This is a genomic window from Acidovorax sp. JMULE5, from assembly GCF_013376875.1.
Taxonomy (GTDB): Bacteria; Pseudomonadota; Gammaproteobacteria; order Burkholderiales; family Burkholderiaceae_C; genus Acidovorax; species Acidovorax facilis.
On sequence record NZ_CP035951.1, the window covers coordinates 4,718,329 to 4,739,751 of the forward strand.

The window sequence follows — 21,423 nt, forward strand, 5'->3', positions numbered from 1 at the left end:
CAAAGCCCCTGCGCGTGATGTGGCTCCTCAATCACACCACGCTTCGTAATTTCGAAATTCAGCAGCTTCTGCGATTGGGAATCAAGGAGATTTTTCTTCCCAAAAACTTTCCATACGACGAAGGTAATCTTTCGGCCAGCATTTGCACTGACCATGACGCTCAACTCGGATTGAATGCTGATGAGATCGAGCTGTTGAACGCGCAAAATTGGTATGGTGAGCCAAGCAAGGAGGCATGGGAATTAGCGAACAGATATTTTGACGTCGTTTTTATCGGTTTCTTTCCCCGTCAAATAATGTCGTCATGCCTCAATTTCAAAGGGGCAATAGTTCTGCGTGCTTTCGGCTTGGGGGGGGAAGAAACGTACTCAAAACTGCTGTACAAAGTGGGAGGCGCTTCTCTGGTTGCAGCTGTCAGTCGAGTGGGCAAGAAATTCTGGTTCGGCATGGGATACGAACACTTGCGTGAAAGCGAGGAGGCGTTTGTTGATCGGCGGTCCGTATACATGCCGGTGGGCATGAAGAACGCGCAACTGTCGGACGTCTGGGAAGGCAACGATCGCCTGGTATTTTTTGTCTGTCCCAGAATCGGATCGTCCCCGTATTTCAAGCGGGTGTACACTGATTTTTTAAAAGTCTTCAACGATATCCCATACCGAATTGGCGGGGCGCAGCCAATACCAATTAATGACTCCCGGGTTCTGGGCTTTGTGAGCAATTCTCGTTATGCCGAAGTAATGAAGCAAAGTCGGGTGATGTTTTATCACTCTCAGGAGCCGAATCATATTCACTACCACCCGTTTGAGGCGATCCGGGCTGGCATGCCGTTGGTGTTCATGGCAGGGGGCATGCTTGACTTGCTTGGTGGAAAGAACCTGCCGGGTCGTTGCAGAGATTTTGCGGAGGCACGCAGAAAAGTTGAGCGCATATTGGCGGGTGACGAAAAGCTCATTGCAAGCATCAAAGCCAGTCAGCCAGTGTTGCTGAACTCCATGGAGCCAGAAAACTGCGAAGGTCCGTGGTCCCGTGGTTTCCAGCGTGTAGCAGCAGAGCTCGCCTCCTGGCGCTCAGAACAGTCGGTGCGGCCGCAGACCAGTTCCATAAAGAAAATTGCTGTCATTCTCCCCGTCGGATACAGAGGGGGAAGTCTGCGTGGTGCCTTTACCTTGGCCAAGGCGCTAAAAGTTGGCAGTCAGCAATCCAACGCGGACTCTGATATCGTTTTCGCCCATCTTGATGATCCTGCCTCTTATACGGAAGAGGAGTTCAATGACCTTTCTCCGGACATTGCGCGCAGGCCTTACCAGTGGAAAATACTGAAGCCGGCTGAGGCGAGAAGAGCTATGCGATATGCCGGCTACGAGAACTGGGAGCCTCTGGACCAGGACTACATGGCGCCCGACGATGGGATGCAGCAAATGTTGGACTGTAGCGTCTGGGTTGTCGTAAGCGATCGCCTCCCTTATCCCATCATTCCTTTGCGGCCATTGGTTTTGATGGTCTACGACTACTTGCAGAGGTATGAAAACATATTGTCGCACGGTGCCGATACGCCATTCTTGGATGCAGCCAGATCGGCTGAGCGCGTCTTGGTAACCACGGAGTTCACCAAAGAAGACGCATTGCAATACGCTGGTGTGGAACCACGCAGGGTCGTCAAGGTTCCCATGTTGGCACCCGAATTCCCCATCGAGCGTGAAAGAAGTATATTTAAAAAAAACCACCGACCCTATTTCGTGTGGACGACAAATGCGTCCCGGCATAAGAATCATAAAAACGCCGCTGAAGCGCTACTAATATATTACACGGAGCTGGATGGCCGCCTCAATTGTCGAGTAACAGGTGTCAATACTGGTGGAATGCTAAGCAGTGCATTGCCTCACCTTCAGCAGATGTCGAAAATTTTCCAACAAAGCAAGGTGCTGTCAGAAAAGGTGATATGGATGGGCGAGCTCCCAGACATGCAATACAGGAAACAGCTGAGGAATGCCGAGTTTCTGTGGCACGCTGGCCGCATTGATAATGGAACGTTCAGCGTGATTGAGGCTGCTTGCTCGGGCGTACCCGCATTATCAAGCGATTATCCTGCGATGAGAGAAATCGACAAACAATTCTCGCTGAATCTGCTTTGGATGGACTCTGATTCACCGCAGAACATGGCGCAGCAATTGAAAACGATGGAGCTCGAGAATCACGCACGCGTCGAACTGTTGCCGACCGAAGAGCAGCTGAAGTGCCAGCGAGTGGAAGCCCATGCCATGAGGTATTGGCAAGAGGTGGCGGCATGCATGTAAGGCATTACGGAATCTTCGTCGCTTATCCACCCACAGTCGATCTTCGAGACCAGGGGCTCGGCAGGCATCTTGCGATGTTTCTTAAGGGTGCGGAACCCATCGACGATATTAAATTTACTATTTTGTGTCCCAGCTGGACCAAGGATGCCCTCGAATCACTCTTTGAGAGTGAGCAAGTATCAGCAAGCATTTTTGACGTAGTTGCGCCATCGCGCAAGCCCTATGCATTGCGCTTGTATGAGTTATTTCGTGCATATCGCGCCAGGCCAAAACGCCCAAGTTTGGTTACCAGATTCTTTGGCGCTGCGGTTGGATCGGGTAAAAAAATTGTAGACACAGTGTCGGCCCGAGGGGTGGCCGTTTATAACGTCTGGAGCCTCATTCTTTTTGTTTTATACGCGGTCCCGCTAGCCGTGGTATTCTTGCCATTCGCTGTCATATTATCGCCATTGATATTGCTTGTCTCCGTGGTTGGCAGGCTGAGTTTTCTTTGGAAATATATTGGTTCTCGCATAGCCAAAAATAAATGGGTGACTGTTTTTCGAAGATATTCCAGTTTGATGGAGAAGCCCGAGGCCCACGCTTGGGTGTTGGATTTGTTTGATAAAATGCAGGAGAAAGAGCTTCGGCGCATGTGGTCGAAGTTAAAGGCTGTTGAAGACATTCGAGCATGGTATTGCCCGACGGCGTTCTGGCCTGCGTTTCACAAAATAAAAGCGCCTCGTCTGATGTGTGTACCAGATGTTGTGCTTTGTGATTTCCCGGTTGGTTTCTCCGGTGTCGGTGGTGACAGGTTTCTCCGAACATTCGAGGCCGTAGAGACGGCGATTCGGGGTGGTGAGTATTTTGTCACCTACAGCGAAACCGTGAAATGGAACACCTTGGTGGATCGATATAATGTACCGGCCGGTAATGTTGCAGTTATTCAGCATGCGACTAATTCACTAGACGCGCTGGTAAATATCCATGGTTTCGAAAAAGGCGACGTTCCATCCAGAATTTTTTGCCAGGGCTTGTTGGTTGATGCGCTACGAAAGAGTGGCAATTACGCCTATGCAGCAAATTTTTCGAACTTGAATGTTAAATTCTTGTTTTATGCCAGCCAGCTGAGGCCGAACAAGAACGTTCTGCTGCTCTTACGAGCGTATGAGCACTTATTACGTAAGCGGTACTTGGGGCATAAATTGCTGTTGACTGGAAGTCCAACGGCAATGCCCGAGATATGGCGCTTCGTTGTTGAAAACCGGCTGGAGGGCGATGTGCTGTTTTTGCACGGGCTCAGTATTTCAGAGTTGGCGGCCTGCTACAAGCTTGCAGATATAGCGGTCAATCCGACCTTGAGTGAAGGCGGATGTCCTTTTACGTTTACCGAGGCGTTGTCGGTGGGGACACCGGTGGTTATGTCAAGAATACCCGTCGCACAGGAAATTCTGTCAGATGAAAAACTGAGTCGGCTGACATTTTTCGACCCCTATAGCTGGAAAGACTGCGCTAACCGGATTGAATGGGCAGTCCATAATCGGCAGGAATTGTTGGAAGTTCAAAAGGTCGCATACCAAGCCTTGAGTGGCCGCACCTGGTCTGATGTGGTGAGAGAGCATGTAGACGTCTTGGAAAAAATTGCGGTTCGAGCGCAATCTCGCCTATGAGAAAGAAGCTTGCAATTTTTGGTTTTGGGGGGCATGCACGAAGTGTTGGGGATCTGGCGCTAGCATGTGGATACCAAGACCTGCTTTTTATAGAGGCCAGTGCGCAACCGGGTGAGAACTTCTTGGGACATGTCGTCGTTCGCAATGTCGACGGTTTTCCCGGTCAAAGCCTGCATGCCTTTGCTGCATCTGGCGACTCCAAAACACGTCTTGCCCAATGCAGCGAGATTGCCACCCTTGGGTGGGAGTTGGTGACATTGGTTTCACCGTCTGCGACCGTGGGTGTCGGGAGTTCCATCGAACCAGGCAGTTTCATCGGACACCATGCCCACGTGGGTCCCATGGCCAAGATTGGACGCGGGTGTATCGTGAACACAGGTGCCTTGGTGGAGCACGAAGCCATCGTAGGTGACTATGCTCACATCTCCGTCAACTCAACGGTTGCTGGACGCAGCCGGGTCGGTTGTCACTCCATGGTGGGTGCTGGCGCCGTTGTCATTGATCGCATCGTGGTTGGCGACGGGATCACAATTGGCGCGGGCTCCGTCGTGGTCAGGAACGTCGACGAGGCAGGTATTTACGTTGGCGCGCCGGCCAAAAGAATCAAATAGTCTAAGCGCCAGATGTTGCTAGTAGCTGTCGAGCGGCAATTCCACCGGAAAGCTGAGTTCGGACTGCTCAAAACACGCGGAGAGCACATCGTTCGAACCTAACGCCTGCCTTGCCAGAAGCCATCAATTGGCCTCGCGAGAGTATGAGCAAACGGACATGCAACAGCTACTGGTAGAACCTTATGCCAGGTAATAGAGCTGCTGTTGGCGAGCACCATTTCGCCACGCCTGCGGCGATAAACCGAGATGGCGCTAGAAGGAGCTTGGGTTTTGCTCGTCGCTGCTGAGCACTCCACGTACCGTAACCCCGTCGCTCTCGGGTTGCACGGCAAGGCAAAGTGCCGAGGCTTCGCACAGGAGAGCCATCAACAGATGGTGCGGCGTTGCGCGTGGGGAACAGACTTGCCCAAGAGGCAGGATGGCGAACCTTTACTTCAGATTCCCATTTAACCGCACACTTTGGGTTGTGCGCGACTTATCGGAGGGTCTGCAGAGGCTTGCAGTCCATATCTGGATCACTTTTTACTTGATTATCAAGCATCAGGAAGTCGTCTCAATCGACTTTCAAGATACAAATCCACTTCTCAGTTTGCCCTAAGGTTAACGAATCGCACCACCGCGAGATGTTAACGCCCAAGGCACTGACTACAACCAGCCTCAATAAAACGCCGATCCGGCAAACTCCGACCGACATATCGTTTGGCTGATTGTCCGCACAACCAAGACAGCCCGTTTTTGGTGTCGGATTGAACTGGATTTCAGAGCGAGTTTGCGTACAGAACGTCCTCGCGATCGCCCCAGTGATTGCACGTGTTATTCCCTGCAATGACCACAGTTTTATCTTGTGCTTGTGCTGCGAGCAGCAGCGCATAGATCGTCTTACCCTGTGCGGTGGCCAAGTTGATGGCCCATTCATTGTTGTTTCCGCATGCTGGCGAGCCTGATTTGACACCGGCAGTGAAGAACAGAAAATTACTTGAATTGATCAACATCGTCGTTACCTTGCCCGACGACGAGCCCGCGTGCGCAGTGCAGGCGAGCAGCACGAGAAGGGATGCAGCAGTGATTCGAGAAATGATTTTCATTTTATAAACCTCATTCGAGGAGGAGTTGGATGATGGGGGTAATATCAACAACGCGTTTCTGATAACTCGCGGCTAGCGTAACTCCGCTGAATTCGGTATATCCGTACAACATGATGTAGTACGTTCCCGGTGTTGGATTCGGGAAATCACATGACTCATAATTTCCAACTTGGCGAGAGCGGCAGTCGTACGAAGATAAGGTTGGTGTCTGCCCCAGCTCGACATACAAATCAGCATCACCAGAGCCACCACTAATCTGAATTCTCAGGTTTCTGGCTCCTGCAGGTACATTGACCGAGTAATACTGCATCGAGCCGCTGACGCCAGAACGATCTGATTGGAGCAAAGGCGTGGAGGTGCGTCCGCCAGCATTCAGGTTGAATTGGGCGTTGACCGTGGTGTTGGCATTCAAGGTGAACGCGCACGAGCCGCTCCCGGTGCATGTTCCTCCGCTCCAGCCTACAAAGGTGCTCCCCGCAGCGGCGCTGGCCGTCAGGGTTACGGCGGATCCGGGTGCCAGAGATTCCGTGCAGGTGCTGCCGCAGTTGATGGCGCCGCCCGTTCGTGTCACGGTGCCGGTCCCAGTCCCGATTTTCGCTATCGATAGCAAGCCTGTGGGGGTTGCTGTGAAGTTGGCGATAACGTTCTTGGCGGAGTTCATGGTCACGGTGCATGTACCGGTTCCAGAACAATCTCCCGACCATCCTGAAAAACTGTAGCCCGTGCCAGGTGCTGCAGTGAGCGTAACGACCGTCCCGCTGGCCAAAGATTCAGTGCAGTCAGTTCCGCAGTTAATCCCGGCAGGAGAGCTTGTCACAGTGCCTGTGCCCGACTTGCTCACCGTCAGGTCGAAAGTGCCGGATGTGTCCAGCGGCAACTTTGACTGGGCTTGGTTGGACATTACGGTAGGCACCCGCCCTGGGTTCACGCCATAGGGGTGATCGGTTCCGAAAGTCCATGCAAGATTGCCCATGCCGCCACTGAGCAGGTGGCAGTAACTCATGATGGTGCCATTTCTTTGCCCCGCTCCACCTCCAGTGATTGAGGATGTGCCCGGCAGATTCCCATAACGTCCAGCGCCCCCTAGTGCTACGCCGCACTGGCCGGTGGCATTGTCCGAATAGCAGCAGTCAATGGCCCCGCCTGTGTTGGGCGACGGGGCGATGAAGGGGTTGTCATAGGTGTGGGTGTGCGAGCTGCCAAACGCGTGCCCAATTTCGTGGGCCACTACGATGGAATCCCAGATGACTTGGGGGTTTGAGGCATTGAAGGTGCCAGACAGACCCGCGCTCACGCCGTAGGCAATGGTGGGGCTGGACAGGCTGCCCACGTAGGCAATACCACCGCCCACGGCTTTACCGCTCATTAGGTGGACGTGATGACGAGTTACCGATGCATTTACCCCAGCGTTCCAAAACGCCTGGAGTTCATTCAGCATGACGTTAGTGGATGAAGTTGAGCTCCAGGGGTCGGCAGAAGTGGTGCGTACGATAATCTGCTTAAGATTAAATCGGGTAGTAATTTCGGTTTGGTATCTGCTGCTGATATAGGTGAGCAGGTTGGTGATATAGTTAAAAGTGGCCGATTCAGTGCCAAATTTCTGATAAAGCTCGTAGTCACTGTCGATAATAATATCCGCGCGCCGTGGACTACCAGCCTTCTCTGTAAGAATTTCCTGAGAATTTTTCCTGCCAGTTTTTAATAGCTCTTCAATACCAACTTGGCGTTGAACGGGATCGGTTCTCAGAAAGGTAGGCGTTACGCCACACGAAAATTCTCGGTTGACAAAGTCTTTTTGATGGTCGATCAGGCGCGAAACGGCTTTTCCTCCGCCTGCGCTGCGTTCAGGCAGCAATTCGTTGATCAGCGTGTCATCGCCTTGGTGAATGATGGCCCGGATTTCACCATCAGAAGATACCGTCACAAAAGCTTGGCTGTCTGGTTGGTTTTGCAGGTTGCCAATAAAGTGAGCTGCGGTAGCGAGGGGAAAAGTGCGCGATCCCTTGTCATCGACCACGATATATTGCGTGCCGCTACTAACAACTTCAGAACGGCGAAGTTCCAGATTAACAACTGAGGGGGCTTCGTCGTTAATTTTCAGGTTTTCTATGCGCAACGATTCGCCCAGCTTGGTGTTCAGGGCAGTGGTTGCCATTGTTTCTGAGTGCGGCTTACCAGGAACCAGTTGCAATACTTGCTGGGCGTGGGCTGCTCCAAAAGAAATGGCAGTCGACGTGATCGATAAAAATATTATCGATCTCCACGCTGACCTGATTTGAGTAGTTATGTTTTTCATCTTGCGGGGCAATAGGTTCAGCAACGGGGCCGCACTACGGCGGGCCGGGGCTGTTCGGCTGGACTTGCAATGTAAATTCAATGTAAATTTCAGACAAAATCTAATGCAGATTGTCACCCGTGGCAAGCGCGCTCAGACGGAAGTTGAGTGCCTTTCGTCGGTAGTTTGCGTCTTTGGCAGGTTGCGTGCCAAGGCCTGCGGTGGCGCAGATTTGGGTGTGGAAGCGCGCTCCGGCGCGGCTGGCAAGGCGCAGGGGTGTCGTGCTCCCACCTCATCACACGGCTTGCAAAATTGGTGGTGCCTTCAGCACAGCATCGGCACCGCGTGGCCGCGCCGCGTGCGTATCCCGCTTTTACTTGCGCACTGATTGCTCTCTGCGCACTTTCCACTGCGCGAGGCAGAGCAGGGTGGTGGCAATCATGTATTTGCCCACGTTGAACCACGAATTGAAAATCCGTGATGTCCCCACAGCGCGCAAATTCATGGACACGGGGACTTCGGTGATCGTCAGGCCTGCGCGGCGCACCAGCAACAGCGCGCCCAAGTCCTGGTAGTCGAGCAACGTGGCTTCACGCGACGCAAGTGTCTTCATGGCTTTGTGGTTGTACAGCCGAAAGCCGGAGGTCAGGTCGCGCAGATCAAAGCCCGCCAGTTGCTGAAACCACCGCCACGCAAGCTGGCGCAGGCGGCTTGCCCGTTCGGGGAAGGCGCCGACAACAAGGTCGGCTTGATCGCGCGCCTGGAGCAGCGTCGGGATTTCGTCCACTTCGTGCTGGCCGTCGGCGTCCATGGTGATGACGGCCTGGTATCCATGCCGGATCGCATAACAAATGCCTGCCTGCATTCCGCCCCAAGCACCCATGGGCAATGTCGGGTTGAGCACCCGTGCACCGGCTGCACGCGCGATGGCGCCGGTATCGTCAGTGCTTTGGTCGTTGATGACAACGATGTCGTGCCAGCCCTGTGCTCTGAGGGCAGCAAGCAGTGTGCCGATCGTGGCTGCTTCATTGCGGGCTGGGATGACGATAAGCATGTCTTTTCGGCTATCACGGTAATGGTCGGTCTCGGGCGCCGCCAGTGCGTATTGGTCGGAAATGCGTTGCTCGCAAGCCGCAATGGAGAAATGTGTCTGCAAGGCGCGTTGCCCTGCCATGCCCCAGTGCGAGCGTTGGGTGGGGCTGTTTTGCATCTGCTGGATAGCATTTACCCAGGCCGCAACGTCTTCGACAGGGGCTTGCAGGCCCGCGCCAGCGGTTTTCAGTACCCAAGGCATGCCTGAACCTGGCAGCGCCGATACGATGCACGGCTTGGCATGGTGCATGGCTTCAAGCAGCACCATGCCAAAGGCTTCGGTCCGTTCGCGTGAGGCAAGGCAAAACACGTCGCAGGTGTGGAGCAGGCCGTTCTTTTGCCCATCATCCACATTGCCCATCAACCGCACGTTGGCTGGCTTGCCAGCAGCCGTGAGCGCGTCGATCGAGGCTTGTAGTTCTTTGCGAAGCTCTCCGTCACCCACAATCAACAGCTCCACACCGTTCAAGCCCATGGCCGCTTTGATCAGCGTTTCAAATCCCTTGTAGTAGGTCAGTCTGCCAATGGATAACAGGCGCAGGGTGTTGCTGCTCCAAGGGGACTCCGCTCCGACGGCATGGTCCGGTTCAACATCCAGATGGCTGGTGTCGAGGCCCAGGGGGATGACTGCGCATTTCTGCCGCCAAGCTTTCAGGGGCTCGCTCGCTTCGAGATAGGGAGAGGATGTCGCAATGATGCGTTCGGCACGATAGAGCACCGCCTGCTCAAAGGGGCGATACAGCCGGTAAGCCAGTGCTATGGTGGTTTGGATGCGCGAGACCACCACATCCGAATGCCAGTGCACAACCCACGGTATGGATCGTGCGCTGGGCAGAGTCAGGGCCCAAAGAGCGGAATTGTTGGGCATGTGCAGGTGCAAAACATCCGGCCTGTGCGTTGCGATGGCCTTAGACAAGGCGGCGCGGAACCCCATCGCAATCGGGGCATAAACCAGTTGCAACTGCACAGGCACCCGGGTGAGCCAGGGCGGGTCTCCCGCCTCGGGATCACCATGGACTACCGCTGCAGCATCAATACCTGCTGCGCGCTGTGCCTTGATCAAGTCGGCAAGAAACACTTCCATCCCCCCTCGGTGTGGGGGATAAAACTTGCCAATGTGTAATACGCGCAAAGTCACAGCCTGCCTGTCGCTACTTCTTTGGGGCAGCGATGATGGCGCGCATCTGGTTGTACTGCGGGTTCCGAGGGTCCAGCTTGATGGCCTGATCGATGTCGCTCAAGCTTGCTGCCTGCTGGCCCGCCTGGTGGCGGGCGATGGCGCGGCCGTAGTAGACCGGGGCGCCGGGGTTGGTGGCAATGAGTTGATCAAACACCTCAATGGCTGCCTTGGTTTCGCCTTTGCCCACCCGTGCCATGCCAAGGCCGAGCAGCAGGCGCGGATCTTTGGGGTTTGTCTGCAGCAGCACCTTAAACCCGCTGATGGCCTCGTCATACCTTTGCAGGGCCATCGCGGTCTCCACCAGCCGTATGCGCACTGTGGGTACCGTACTCTGCAGTTGAGGATCTTTTTCAGCCTTGACCACGGCAGTGTGGAAGCTCTCCAGCGCAGGTGCAAGTTGCCCCAGCGCTGCTTGGGATTCGCCTCGGTGGTAATACAGGGCGGGCTCTGCGTACCCCTGCGCCTCTGCCGCGGCAAAAGCCTGAAGTGCTTCCGCGTGCTTTTTCTTGAGCTGCAGAACCACGCCCGCGTTAAAGCGTGCACTGCGTCCCAGTTCACCCAGGTCTCCAAGGGCTGCCGCAGTAGACAGGTTCCACTGCGCTTGGTCTGTCATGCCCTTGCGCAGGTAGTAGGCCCCCAGATTCAGAAAAGGGCGGCTGCGCCCCACGGCATTGGCGGGGGCTTTGACATCAATCTTCTCGGCAGCATCGGTCCATGCGGCGACTTCGTCGCTCAAAGAAAGGTTGCGCTCCAGGGCCAGCGCCCCAAACAACAACCCCAGCACAGCGCCCAGTGCATAGATTGCTTTGGGCTTGAAGCCGGTGAGCACAATCGCCAGCAAGCCAGGAAGCGCCACTGCCCACAGGTAGCTGCGATAAAGCACAAAAGGGTCTTGCACCCAGACGGTGATGAACTCCGTGGCAAACCACGAAAGTGGAAAAAGAAGGAGTACCGCAGCAAGACTCAATGCGCCTGTGCGACGAAGCAGCAGCCACGCAGCCCCTGCAAAGAGCGCCAGATATGCCACCGCGCCAGCCAGGTGCCAGGACGATGCAAAGCCCAGCGGAAAGGCGGGACGCAGGTCGATAGACATCCAGCCAACGTAGGGCACGATCCAGAGCAGCCCGTATGCAAAGAAGAGCCCTGCTTGATTCAGGATGCTCAGGGGAAAAATCTGCTGCGTGATGCCCGGGCGAAGCGCTTCGAGCTGCTGCGCAAAGGCCACAGATTGAGCATCAAAGAGCCGACCAATCAAGTCGCTGCGAAAGTGCAGCAGTGCGGCAGTGGCCACGCCCATCAGCACAAGTGCAGCACCCAACACGACGGCAATGCTCTTCGAGCTGGGGTGCCGTATGTGGATGTAGATAGGAATGGTCAGGGCGGCGGTCATCACCGCATGCTCTTTGGACAACACGGCCAGCAGATAGGCCAGCAGTGCACCTGCGTACCAGACCATTCGCTTGGTTTGCAGCCCACGCACAAAGGCCCAGCATGCGAGCACGGCAAACAGGGTTGCCATGAGGATGGATCGTTGGATCAGGTAGCCCACCGCGTAAACCGCCATGGGGTGGAGTGCAAACAATGCCACCCCAACCTGCAATGCAGCCCTTTGCGATGCGGCAAAGTGCGCCTGGTCCTCCATGTCCTGCGGGAAACGGGTGCTGGCCATCAGCGCTTTGAAGAACGCATACATGGCAGCCACCACACCCAGGTGCAAGGCAATGTTGACGATGCGTTGCTTCCACCAGCCAGCGCCAGCGATCTGGTCGACCCAGACGAAGCTGCCGTACGAGACCATGCGCGCCTTGAGGTCTAGCAGGCTGCCATAGCCACTAAAGATGGAGCCTTCCGTGAGCCGTATGTCGTCAAACAGCAGCTCGTTGTTCAGTCCTGGCACATACACGCCCAGCACAGCCAATACCAAAACCAGGGCGAAAAAGTAGGGGGCTTTGCCGGATTGGGCCATGGAAGGGCGTTTGGAGGAGGGCCAGAGCCCAGGTGGGACGGTAGACCAAACCAGTTTAGCAGACCAAAAAACGTCTCAAATCGTGAAAAATGCCGCAGAAGAGAGCGTTAGATGGAGCGCGCTGCGGTGGTTTGTAGTGCCGGCCGCTTTGGGCGTGACCGCATATGTCTGTCTTGTCTCCGGAGGGCGGTTACGGTTGGGATTTCTGTGGGCCCCGTCCGATCATCAAATCCAGGTTCTGAACCGCCGCCCCCGATGCCCCCTTGCCCAGGTTGTCGAACACGGCAGTCAGCAGCACCTGGCCATGGCGGGCGTTGCTGAAAACGCCCAACTGCAGCTGGTTGGTGCCGTTGAGGGCCTGCGGGTCCAGGTGCTGGGTGTCTTGCGCTTGCGCCAGGCCCAGGACTTCAACATGGTCCGCACCGAGAAAGTGCTCGGTCAGGCAAGCGTGCAAACGCTCTCCGGTGGTGCCTGCGGGCAGCTGGCGCAGATGCAGCGCAATGGTGAGCGCAATCCCCTGGCGGAACGAACCATAGGCCGGAAGAAAAAACGGGCGTTGCGACAGCCCGGCATGCAGGGCGATTTCCGGGGTGTGTTTGTGTTCCAGACCCAGGCCGTAGAGCTGGAAGGCCGGGGCGTTGGCTGCGTTGGGGCCTTCATGTTCGTCCACGCGAGCCCGTCCGCCGCCCGAATACCCCGACACCGCGTGGATGGTGATGGGAAGGTCAGCGGGCACGAGCCCCGCCTGCACCAGGGGCCGCAGCAGGGCGATGGCGCCCGTGGGGTAGCAGCCTGGGTTGCTGACCCGCTTGGCGCCAGCAATGCGCGCGACCTGGGCAGCGCCCATCTCTGGAAAGCCATACACCCACTGCGGGTCCGTGCGGTGCGCCGAGCTGGCGTCGATCACGCGCACGGCGGGGTTGACGATGGAGGCGGCTGCTTCGCGGGCAGGGGCATCGGGCAGGCACAGGATGGCGATATCGCAGCTGTTGATGGCCTCGGCGCGGCGGGTGGCGTTCTTGCGTTCGGCCTCGGGCAGGGTCAGCAGCTGCAGATCCGTGCGGCCACGCAGGCGTTCGTGGATCTGCAAACCGGTGGTGCCTTGGTCGCCATCGATGAAGACAAGGGGTGGGGTGGTCATGGGGCGGGTTCCTGCAATGGAGGGGATGTGGAATCTTCGGTCCCGGTCTAAACTTTGAAAAGTTGAATTTCACAAACATCAGAATCAGGTTTACTGAACGTCATGCGCGAACTCAATCTTGACCGGCTGCGCACCCTGGTCACCATTGCCGACCTGGGCTCCTTCGCAGAAGCCGCGCGCAAGCTGCACCTGGCGCCGCCCACGGTGAGCCTGCACATCGCGGACCTGGAGGCCCACATCGGTGCGCCATTGCTGGTGCGCAAGCGGGGCGAGGTGCGTCCGTCCGCCGTGGGTGAGGTGCTGGTCGAACGTGCCCGGCGCTTGCTGGCGGACGCGGATGAAGCGATGGACCTGGTGCAACGCCAGGTGCAGGGGCTGGCGGGGCGTGTGCGCCTGGGCGCCTCCACGGGGGCCATTGCGCACCTGCTGCCCCAGGCCCTGGAGGCGCTGGGCCAGCACCACCCCGGCATCGACGTGCAGGTGGCCGTACTCACTTCGCACGAAACCATGTCGCGGCTGGCCAATGGTGTGCTGGATGTGGGCCTGGTGGCCCTGCCACAGGCAGCCCTGCGCGGTGTGGCGGTGCTGCCGTGGCGGCGCGACCCCGTCATGGCGTTTGTGCCGTCCACTTGGCCTTCGCCCGCGCGGGTCACTCCCGGCTGGCTGGCGAGCCAGCCGCTGATCCTCAACGACGATGGCACCAGCCTGTCACGGCTGACGGGCGAGTGGTTTGCGCAAGCCGGCGAACACCCCAGGGCGCGCATCCAGCTGAACTACAACGACGCCATCAAGAGCCTGGTGGCGGCAGGCTATGGTGCAACGCTGCTGCCGCAAGAGGCTTCCACCTCCGTGCCACGGGACCCTCGCATACGCATGCTGCCGCTGCAGCCCCGCCTGTGGCGGCCCCTGGGTATCGCGCACCGTGCGGGGCCAGTCGAGCGGGCCACCCAGCATGTGCTGGATGTGCTGTGGCGGCAAAAGCAGGGGTAGGGCTGCGGTAAGACGGGGGAGCCGCCGCCCATGTCCGTCGTGTTGCTCACCATGTTGCGCAAGATCGGATGCGCAAAATAACAGATAAAAATAGGCTCTGGCGCTTATCTATAAATCGTAAGTAGCTATCAATATAGTAGTGAAGGTGAGCTACTTCAGAGAGGGTTCTCCGGTGCCAGCGCGCTGAGCACCATGCGCACGATCAGCTCCTCGGCCTTTTCGTAGTCGCGTTCTGTCAGTGCCGGTTTGCCCAGCAGCAGGGCGAACTGGGCCTCCTGCTCCGCATAGGCCTGCGTGACCGACCAGATGATGAACATCAGGTGCGTGAAGTTGACCTTGGCGATGCGGCCTTCTCGGGCCCAGCGTTCGAAGGTGCGCACCTCGGTCTTGAGCAGCGGCGCCACGCGCTCGATGATGGCGTTGCCATAACGTGGTGCACCGGCAATCACCTCTTTGGTGAAGACCTTGGCGCCCTGGGGGCGCGTGCGCGAATACTGCAGCTTGGCGCGGATATAGCGCCGCAGCGCCTGCTGGGGGTCGTCGCTGTGCGACAAGTCTTCCATCCCGGCCAGCCACTGGGTGAGCACGTCGTCGAGCACGCGCTGGTAGAGCGCCTCTTTGCTCGGAAAGTAATACAGCAGGTTGTGGCGGCTGATGCCGATGGCTGCTGCGATGTTTTCCAGCGAGGCGCCCTCAAAGCCGAACTGCGCAAAGTGGTTCTCGGCCTCAGTGAGGATGCCCTGTTCCTTGAGCAAGCGTGAGGCGGTGGGCGCGCGGGGCGTTGTCTCGTCGCTGGAGGTGGCGCGCGTTGTCCTGGGAGCGCGGGGGGCGGTGTCTGCGGGGGACGGGCGGGCGTCAGTCATCGCACCATTGTGGAACAAGCCAGGGGCCAAAAACTGGCATTTCGCTGGCGTGGGACGGAGATTTGTGGCGATTTGGCTGGCACGGGGTTTGCTCTAGGGATTTTACCAATTGGTAAATTTTTACGGGTTGGTAAATTGACCCACCACACAGGGCACCGCTGCACCAAAGCAGCGGGCACCTGAATCCTACAGCGAGGCCCACGATGAAACCTCCGAAGTTTGCAAGCACAGGCGCCTGCGCCTGCGCTGCATTGGCTGGCCCCAGCCGCATGCGCAGCCAGTGCTGCGTGGCACGGGCGCGCATGGCGGCCTGCATGGCCTGCGCCCAGACCCCCACCCTGACCCTCTCGGAGGAAACCTGATGGACACACCCGCAAGCCGTGCCTGCGGCATTCATGCCGCACGCCTGAACCTGGCCGACTACGCCGCCAATTTCAGCGACGCACATCCGCCGCTTACCCGGGCGCAGGCGCTGATTGAGGCCGAGCGCTGCTACTACTGCCACGACGCGCCCTGCGCCACGGCCTGCCCCACGGGCATCGACATTCCCTCGTTCATCCACCGCATTGCGCAGGACAACAACCGGGGTGCTGCCCGTGCCATCCTGGAAGCCAACCCGCTGGGCGGTATGTGCGCCCGGGTGTGCCCCACCGAGGTGCTGTGCGAACAGGCTTGCGTGCGCAACACCAACGAAGACAAGCCGGTGGAGATCGGCTCGTTGCAGCGTTACGCGACCGACGCATTTTTTGAAAAGCCGGGCGCACCGCTGTTTCAGCGTGCAGCCGCCACCGGCAAGCGCGTGGCCGTGGTGGGCGCTGGGCCTGCGGGCCTGGCCTGTGCGCATGGCCTGGCCGTGCGCGGCCATGACGTGGTGCTGTTCGAGGCGCGTCCCAAGCTGGGGGGGCTCAATGAATATGGCCTGGCCAGTTACAAGACCACCCACAACTTCGCGCAGAAGGAAGTGGAGTGGCTGCTGTCCATCGGCGGCATCGAGGTGCGCACAGGCCAGCAGCTGGGCCGTGACATCACGCTCGACAGCCTGCTGGGCGCTTACGACGCTGTGTTCCTGGGCCTGGGCCTGCAGGGCGTGAACGCGCTGGGCGTGGCCGAGCCCACGGCCACCGGCTTGCGCAATGCGGTGGATTTCATTGCCGAGCTGCGCCAGAGCGCCGACCTCTCCACCCTGCCCGTAGGCCGCCGCGTGGTGGTGATTGGCGGCGGCATGACGGCGGTAGACGCCGCCGTGCAGTCACGCAAGCTGGGCGCCGAAGAAGTGACCATTGTCTATCGCCGGGGCGCAGAGGCCATGTCGGCGTCCGCTGTGGAGCAGCAATGGGCGCAGACGAATGGCGTGACCATCCGCCACTGGGCCGCACCCAAAGAGGTACTGAGCGAAGGCGGCGCGGTCAAGGGCGTGCGCTTTGCCGCCACGGCACTGAGCGGCGGCAAGCTGGTGGAAACCGGCGAGACCTTCACGCTCGATGCCGACATGGTGCTCAAGGCCATCGGCCAGACCTTTGTGGCCGAGCCCGTGGGCAACCACATAGCGCTGGAGGGCGGGCGCATTGCCACCGATGCCGAAGGCCAGACCAGCCTGCCGCGTGTGTGGGCCGGTGGCGACTGCCGCGTGGGCGGCCGCGACCTCACGGTGGAGGCGGTGGAGCACGGCAAGGTCGCCGCTGTCTCCATCCACGCCGCATTGATGGCTTGAACCCCTTCACCCCAGTTTTCACGGGAGCACCCCATGGCAGACATTCGCAGCAATTTCCTGGGCATCCAAAGCCCCAACCCCTTCTGGCTGGCGTCCGCACCGCCCACCGACAAGGAGATCAACGTCACCCGCGCCTTTGAGGCGGGCTGGGGCGGCGTGGTGTGGAAGACGCTGGGCGAGGATCCAGCGGTCGTCAACGTCAACGGCCCGCGCTATTCCACGCTCATGTCGCAAGACCGCCGCGTGATCGGCCTGAACAACATCGAACTGATCACCGACCGGCCACTGCATACCAACCTGGAAGAGATCAAGCGTGTCAAACGCAACTGGCCGGACCGGGCCATGATCGTCTCGCTCATGGTGCCTTGCGTGGAGGAGAGCTGGAAGAACATTTTGCCGCTGGTGGAGGACACGGGCGCCGATGGCATTGAACTCAACTTCGGCTGCCCGCACGGCATGAGCGAGCGTGGCATGGGCGCCGCCGTGGGCCAGGTGCCTGAATACATCCAGATGGTCACGGCCTGGTGCAAGCACTACAGCAAGCTGCCGGTGATCGTGAAGCTCACGCCCAACATCACCGACGTGCGCCAGCCCGCACGCGCTGCCAAGGCGGGCGGGGCCGATGCCGTGTCGCTCATCAACACCATCAACTCCATCATGGGTGTGGACCTAGACCGCATGGTGATGAGCCCGAGTACGGACGGTTGGGGCTCGCACGGCGGCTACTGCGGACCGGCCGTCAAGCCCATTGCGCTGAACATGGTGGCCGAGATTGCACGCGACGCGCAGACCGCTGGCCTGCCCATCAGCGGCATCGGCGGCATCACCACCTGGCGCGATGCGGCCGAATACATTGCGCTGGGCTGCGGCACGGTGCAGGTGTGCACGGCGGCCATGGTGTACGGCTTCAAGATCGTGCAGGACATGTGCGACGGCCTGTCCAACTTCATGGACGAGCACGGCTACGCCACGCTCGACGACTTCAAAGGCCAGGCCGTGCCCACGGTCAAGGACTGGAAGAACCTCAACCTCAACCACATCGAAAAAGCGGTCATCAACCAGGATGCCTGCATCCAGTGCGGCCGCTGCCATGTGGTGTGCGAAGACACTTCGCACCAGGCCATCACCTTCACCAAGGAAGGTGGCGTGCGCAAGTTCGAGATCAACGAGTCCGAGTGCGTGGGTTGCAACCTGTGCGTGTCGATCTGCCCCGTGCCAGAGTGCATCACCATGCGCGCGCTGGAGCCGGGCGAAGTTGATGTGCGCACGGGCAAGAAGGTGACCGGCGAATACGCCAACTGGACCACGCACCCCAACAACCCGCAGCGCGTGTCTGCTGCGGCTTGATGTGACCTATGCGTGTGTGTGCCACAGGCCCTGCAAGGCGTTGTGATAGCACCCGTTGTGGTGCTGATTTGCAACGCATGCTGCACTGCATCTGGTGCGGTTCTTGCGTGATCTCTAGCATCGCTCGCTTCCCTTTGCCCGCCATCTGCCAGCGTGAGGGCGCTGAAACAGACGGTGGGTTGTGTGCAATCCCAACGACGTCTTTGACAGGAGTACAGGCATGACCAACAGTACCGGCAGCGCTGCCCACGTGGCGGGGCTAATGCCCGGCGGAGCCTCCAACACGCTCGCCAATGAAGATCTGCTCCCCACCACCGCCGCACAGCGACACTGGACCTGGAAAGACTTCGCCGCACTCTGGGTGGGCATGGTCGTGTGTGTGCCCACCTACACCATGGCCAGCTCCATGCTCGACCAGGGCTTCACCTGGCAGATGGCCGTGTGGCTGGTGTTCCTGGCCAACTGCATCGTGCTCATACCCATGGTGCTGATCGGCCGCGTGGGGCCCAAATATGGTGTGCCGTTCCCCGTGCTGGCACGTGCTTCGTTCGGCGTCAAAGGCGCCAACCTGCCCGCTGTGCTGCGGGGCCTGGTGGCGTGTGGCTGGTTCTCCATCAACTGCTATTTCGGCGCGCTGGCGCTGCATGGCTTCCTGAACATCCTGGGCATGGGGCTCGCGGGCCCGGCGGAGGGGCAGACCATCAGCACCTCGCAATTCATGTGTTTCCTGGCGTTCTGGGCGGTGCACATTTACTTCATCTGGAAGGGCCCAGAGTCCATCCGCAAGCTCGAAGTGATCGCCGCGCCGCTGATGATCATTGCGTCCATCGTGCTCGTCGTGGTGCTGATGATGAAGGTGCCTTCGGGCCAGCTCTTCAACCTGCCTGCCAAGGTGGTCGAAGGTGGCCCCAAGACTTGGGCAGCGCTGACGGGCCTGGTCGGCTTCTGGGCTACGCTGGCACTCAACATTCCCGACTTCACACGCTTTGCCAAGACGCAAAAGGATCAGGTCATGGGCCAGGCGATTGGCCTGCCGATTCCCATGGCGCTGTTCTCCATGGTGGGCGTGATTGGCTTCTCGGCCTCGGCCATCCTGTACGGCAAGGCGCAACTGTTCCCCGACGGCCTGCTCACGCAAATGGGCAGCGTGGCTGCAGGTGTGGGCCTGCTGGTGATCCTGCTGGCCAACCTGACCACCAACGTCGCCGCCAACCTGGTGTCGCCTTCGTACGACTTCAGCCAGGTCGCACCGTCCAAGATCAGCTTCCGCATGGGTGGCCTGATCGCCGCGCTGATTGGCCTGGTGTTCATGCCCTGGAAGCTGCTGGCCACCTCGGGCGGCTACCTGTTCACCTGGCTGGGCGGCTACGGCACGCTGCTGGGCGCCATCGCGGGCATCCTGCTGGTGGACTACTACCTCGTGCGCAAGAGCGAGCTGAAGGTGGAAGACCTGTACCGCCGTGGCGGCGAATACGAATACAGCAATGGCTGGAACGTGCAGGCGCTGATTGCCTTTGCGCTGGGCGTGCTGCCCTGCCTGCCGGGCTACCTGGCCGTGTCGGGCGTGATCGACAAGGCGGCTGTGCCCGGCCTGCTGCTGGCGCTGTTCGACTTTGGCTGGTTCTTCAGCCTGGCCGTGGCCGGCACCTACTACTACCTGACTGCCAAGAAAAAGTGACCCCTTGGCCCTGCCTGGGCCTGGTGCCAGTGCAGGGCCTTTTTTTGATCTGATCCGCATCCTTGAAGGAGACCCCCATGACCCAAGCCCTTGTGATCCGCGGTGGCACCGTGGTCAACGCCGACCGTGAACAGCGCGCCGATGTGTTGTGCGTCGATGGCCGCATCGTGGCCGTGGGGGATGGGGCTGCGGCGCAGGCCCCCGCAGGCGCGCAGACGCTGGACGCCAGCGGCCAGTACGTGCTGCCCGGCGGCATCGACCCGCACACGCACATGCAGTTGCCGTTCATGGGCACCGTCACCATGGACGACTTCTTCACTGGAACAGCCGCCGCGCTGGCGGGCGGCACCACGAGCATCATCGACTTCGTGATCCCCGATCCGCAAGAACCCATCCTGGATGCTTATCGCAAGTGGCGCGGCTGGGCGGAGAAGTCGGCCGCTGACTATTCGTTTCACGTCGCCATCACCTGGTGGAGCGAGCAGGTGCGCGCCGACATGGGCACGCTGGTGCAGCAGGAAGGTGTGAACAGCTTCAAGCACTTCATGGCCTACAAGAACGCCATCATGTGCGACGACGAAACCCTGGTGAACAGCTTCAAGCGCGCGCTGGAGCTGGGCGCCATGCCCACGGTGCACGCCGAAAACGGCGAGCTGGTGTACCTGCTGCAGCAAGAGGTCGCCAAGATGGGCATCACTGGCCCCGAGGGCCACCCGCTGTCGCGCCCGCCCATGGTCGAGGCCGAAGCCGCCAACCGCGCCATTGCCATTGCCGACGTGCTGGGCGTTCCCATCTACGTGGTGCATGTGAGCTGCATGGAGTCGGCCGACGCGATTGCCCGCGCCCGTGCGCGCGGCCAGCGCGTGTACGGCGAGGTGCTGGCGGGCCACCTGCTGGTGGACGACAGCGTGTACCGCGACCCCGACTTCGCCAAGGCCGCCGCCTATGTGATGAGCCCGCCCTTCCGCCCCAAGGGCCACCAGGAGGCGCTGTGGCGCGGCCTGCAGTCGGGCCAGCTGCACACCACGGCCACGGACCACTGCACCTTCTGCGCCGCGCAAAAGGCCATGGGCAAAGAGAACTTCGCAAAGATTCCCAACGGCACCGGCGGTGTGGAAGAGCGCATGGCTGCGCTGTGGGATGGTGGCGTGAACACTGGGCGACTCACGCCCAGCGAGTTCGTGGCCATCACCTCGGCCAACGCGGCCAAGCTGTTCAATATCTATCCGCGCAAGGGCTACATCGGCGAAGGTGCCGATGCTGATTTGGTGCTGTGGGACCCGCAAGGCACCAAGACCTTCTCCGCCAAGACCCAGTTCAGCAAGGGCGACTTCAACATCTTTGAAGGCCGCACCGTGCGCGGCATCCCCAGCCACACTGTGAGCCAGGGCCGCGTGGTGTTTGCCAACGGCGACCTGCGGGCCGAGCAGGGCAAAGGCCGCTACATCAAGCGCCCCGCGTTTGGTGCCAACTTCCAGGCCGTGCAAAAACGTGCGCAGGACCTGGCCCCCACCGCCGTTGCACGCTGACCGCTGCAATGC

General features: G+C 59.2%; 15 protein-coding genes. 9 read left to right on the top strand and 6 right to left on the bottom strand.

Annotation, left to right across the window (positions count from 1 at the left end; translation table 11 throughout):
* The first annotated feature begins 17 nt into the window (after window positions 1–17).
* The 3 genes from EXV95_RS21460 to EXV95_RS21470 are packed head-to-tail and all read left to right on the top strand — an operon-like array spanning window position 18 to window position 4,554.
* Window positions 18–2,294 (top strand): glycosyltransferase, encoded by a 2,277-nt coding sequence (locus tag EXV95_RS21460; RefSeq protein WP_255485032.1) that lies wholly within the window; start codon window positions 18–20, stop codon window positions 2,292–2,294.
* On the top strand, window positions 2,285–3,943 hold the full coding sequence (locus EXV95_RS21465) for a glycosyltransferase (protein WP_176888393.1): 1,659 nt from the start codon (window positions 2,285–2,287) through the stop codon (window positions 3,941–3,943). Before EXV95_RS21460 ends, EXV95_RS21465 begins: the two co-directional genes overlap by 10 nt.
* Window positions 3,940–4,554, top strand: a complete 615-nt coding sequence (locus EXV95_RS21470) for a NeuD/PglB/VioB family sugar acetyltransferase (protein ID WP_176888394.1) — start codon at window positions 3,940–3,942, stop codon at window positions 4,552–4,554. Before EXV95_RS21465 ends, EXV95_RS21470 begins: the two co-directional genes overlap by 4 nt.
* Window positions 4,555–5,312: 758 nt before the next feature.
* On the opposite strand, the gene EXV95_RS21475 is transcribed toward EXV95_RS21470, so the two are convergent.
* The 5 genes from EXV95_RS21475 to argC form a co-directional block, all read right to left on the bottom strand.
* Entirely contained in the window at window positions 5,313–5,639 is a 327-nt protein-coding gene (locus tag EXV95_RS21475) for a hypothetical protein (protein WP_176888395.1), read from the bottom strand.
* A gap of 10 nt (window positions 5,640–5,649) precedes the next feature.
* A complete protein-coding gene (locus tag EXV95_RS21480) occupies window positions 5,650–7,794 on the bottom strand; it encodes a pre-peptidase C-terminal domain-containing protein (protein ID WP_176888396.1) in 2,145 nt (714 codons plus the stop codon).
* A 493-nt stretch (window positions 7,795–8,287) separates the two neighbouring features.
* The gene (locus EXV95_RS21485; RefSeq protein ID WP_176888397.1) at window positions 8,288–10,090 is read right to left on the bottom strand and encodes a glycosyltransferase; all 1,803 of its coding nucleotides are present in this window, start codon (window positions 10,088–10,090) and stop codon (window positions 8,288–8,290) included.
* A 67-nt stretch (window positions 10,091–10,157) separates the two neighbouring features.
* Complete coding sequence (locus EXV95_RS21490) at window positions 10,158–12,152, bottom strand: tetratricopeptide repeat protein (protein ID WP_176888398.1); 1,995 nt, start codon at window positions 12,150–12,152, stop codon at window positions 10,158–10,160.
* Between the two features lie 190 nt (window positions 12,153–12,342).
* The gene (gene argC / locus EXV95_RS21495) at window positions 12,343–13,293 is read right to left on the bottom strand and encodes an N-acetyl-gamma-glutamyl-phosphate reductase (RefSeq protein WP_176888399.1); all 951 of its coding nucleotides are present in this window, start codon (window positions 13,291–13,293) and stop codon (window positions 12,343–12,345) included.
* 102 nt (window positions 13,294–13,395) lie between these two features.
* Between argC and EXV95_RS21500 the strand changes: the two genes are divergently transcribed.
* Window positions 13,396–14,283 (top strand): LysR family transcriptional regulator, encoded by an 888-nt coding sequence (locus tag EXV95_RS21500; RefSeq protein ID WP_176888400.1) that lies wholly within the window; start codon window positions 13,396–13,398, stop codon window positions 14,281–14,283.
* A gap of 155 nt (window positions 14,284–14,438) precedes the next feature.
* Here the strand turns inward: EXV95_RS21500 and EXV95_RS21505 are convergent, their stop codons facing one another.
* Window positions 14,439–15,146, bottom strand: coding sequence for a TetR/AcrR family transcriptional regulator (locus EXV95_RS21505; RefSeq protein ID WP_176888401.1), 708 nt, complete (start codon window positions 15,144–15,146; stop codon window positions 14,439–14,441).
* Window positions 15,147–15,349: 203 nt separating this feature from the next.
* Here EXV95_RS21505 and EXV95_RS21510 point away from each other — a divergent pair, with 203 nt between their 5' ends.
* The 5 genes from EXV95_RS21510 (at window position 15,350) to hydA (ending at window position 21,411) form a co-directional block, all read left to right on the top strand.
* Window positions 15,350–15,508 (top strand): hypothetical protein, encoded by a 159-nt coding sequence (locus EXV95_RS21510; RefSeq protein WP_176888402.1) that lies wholly within the window; start codon window positions 15,350–15,352, stop codon window positions 15,506–15,508.
* Window positions 15,508–16,857 (top strand): NAD(P)-dependent oxidoreductase, encoded by a 1,350-nt coding sequence (locus EXV95_RS21515; RefSeq protein WP_176888403.1) that lies wholly within the window; start codon window positions 15,508–15,510, stop codon window positions 16,855–16,857. The genes EXV95_RS21510 and EXV95_RS21515 overlap by 1 nt, the downstream gene beginning before the upstream one ends.
* A gap of 33 nt (window positions 16,858–16,890) precedes the next feature.
* Window positions 16,891–18,204 (top strand): NAD-dependent dihydropyrimidine dehydrogenase subunit PreA, encoded by a 1,314-nt coding sequence (preA, locus tag EXV95_RS21520; RefSeq protein ID WP_176888404.1) that lies wholly within the window; start codon window positions 16,891–16,893, stop codon window positions 18,202–18,204.
* Window positions 18,205–18,424: 220 nt separating this feature from the next.
* Entirely contained in the window at window positions 18,425–19,882 is a 1,458-nt protein-coding gene (locus tag EXV95_RS21525) for an NCS1 family nucleobase:cation symporter-1 (RefSeq protein ID WP_176888405.1), read from the top strand.
* 77 nt (window positions 19,883–19,959) lie between these two features.
* Window positions 19,960–21,411 (top strand): dihydropyrimidinase, encoded by a 1,452-nt coding sequence (gene hydA / locus EXV95_RS21530; RefSeq protein ID WP_176888406.1) that lies wholly within the window; start codon window positions 19,960–19,962, stop codon window positions 21,409–21,411.
* The last annotated feature ends 12 nt before the right edge of the window (window positions 21,412–21,423 follow it).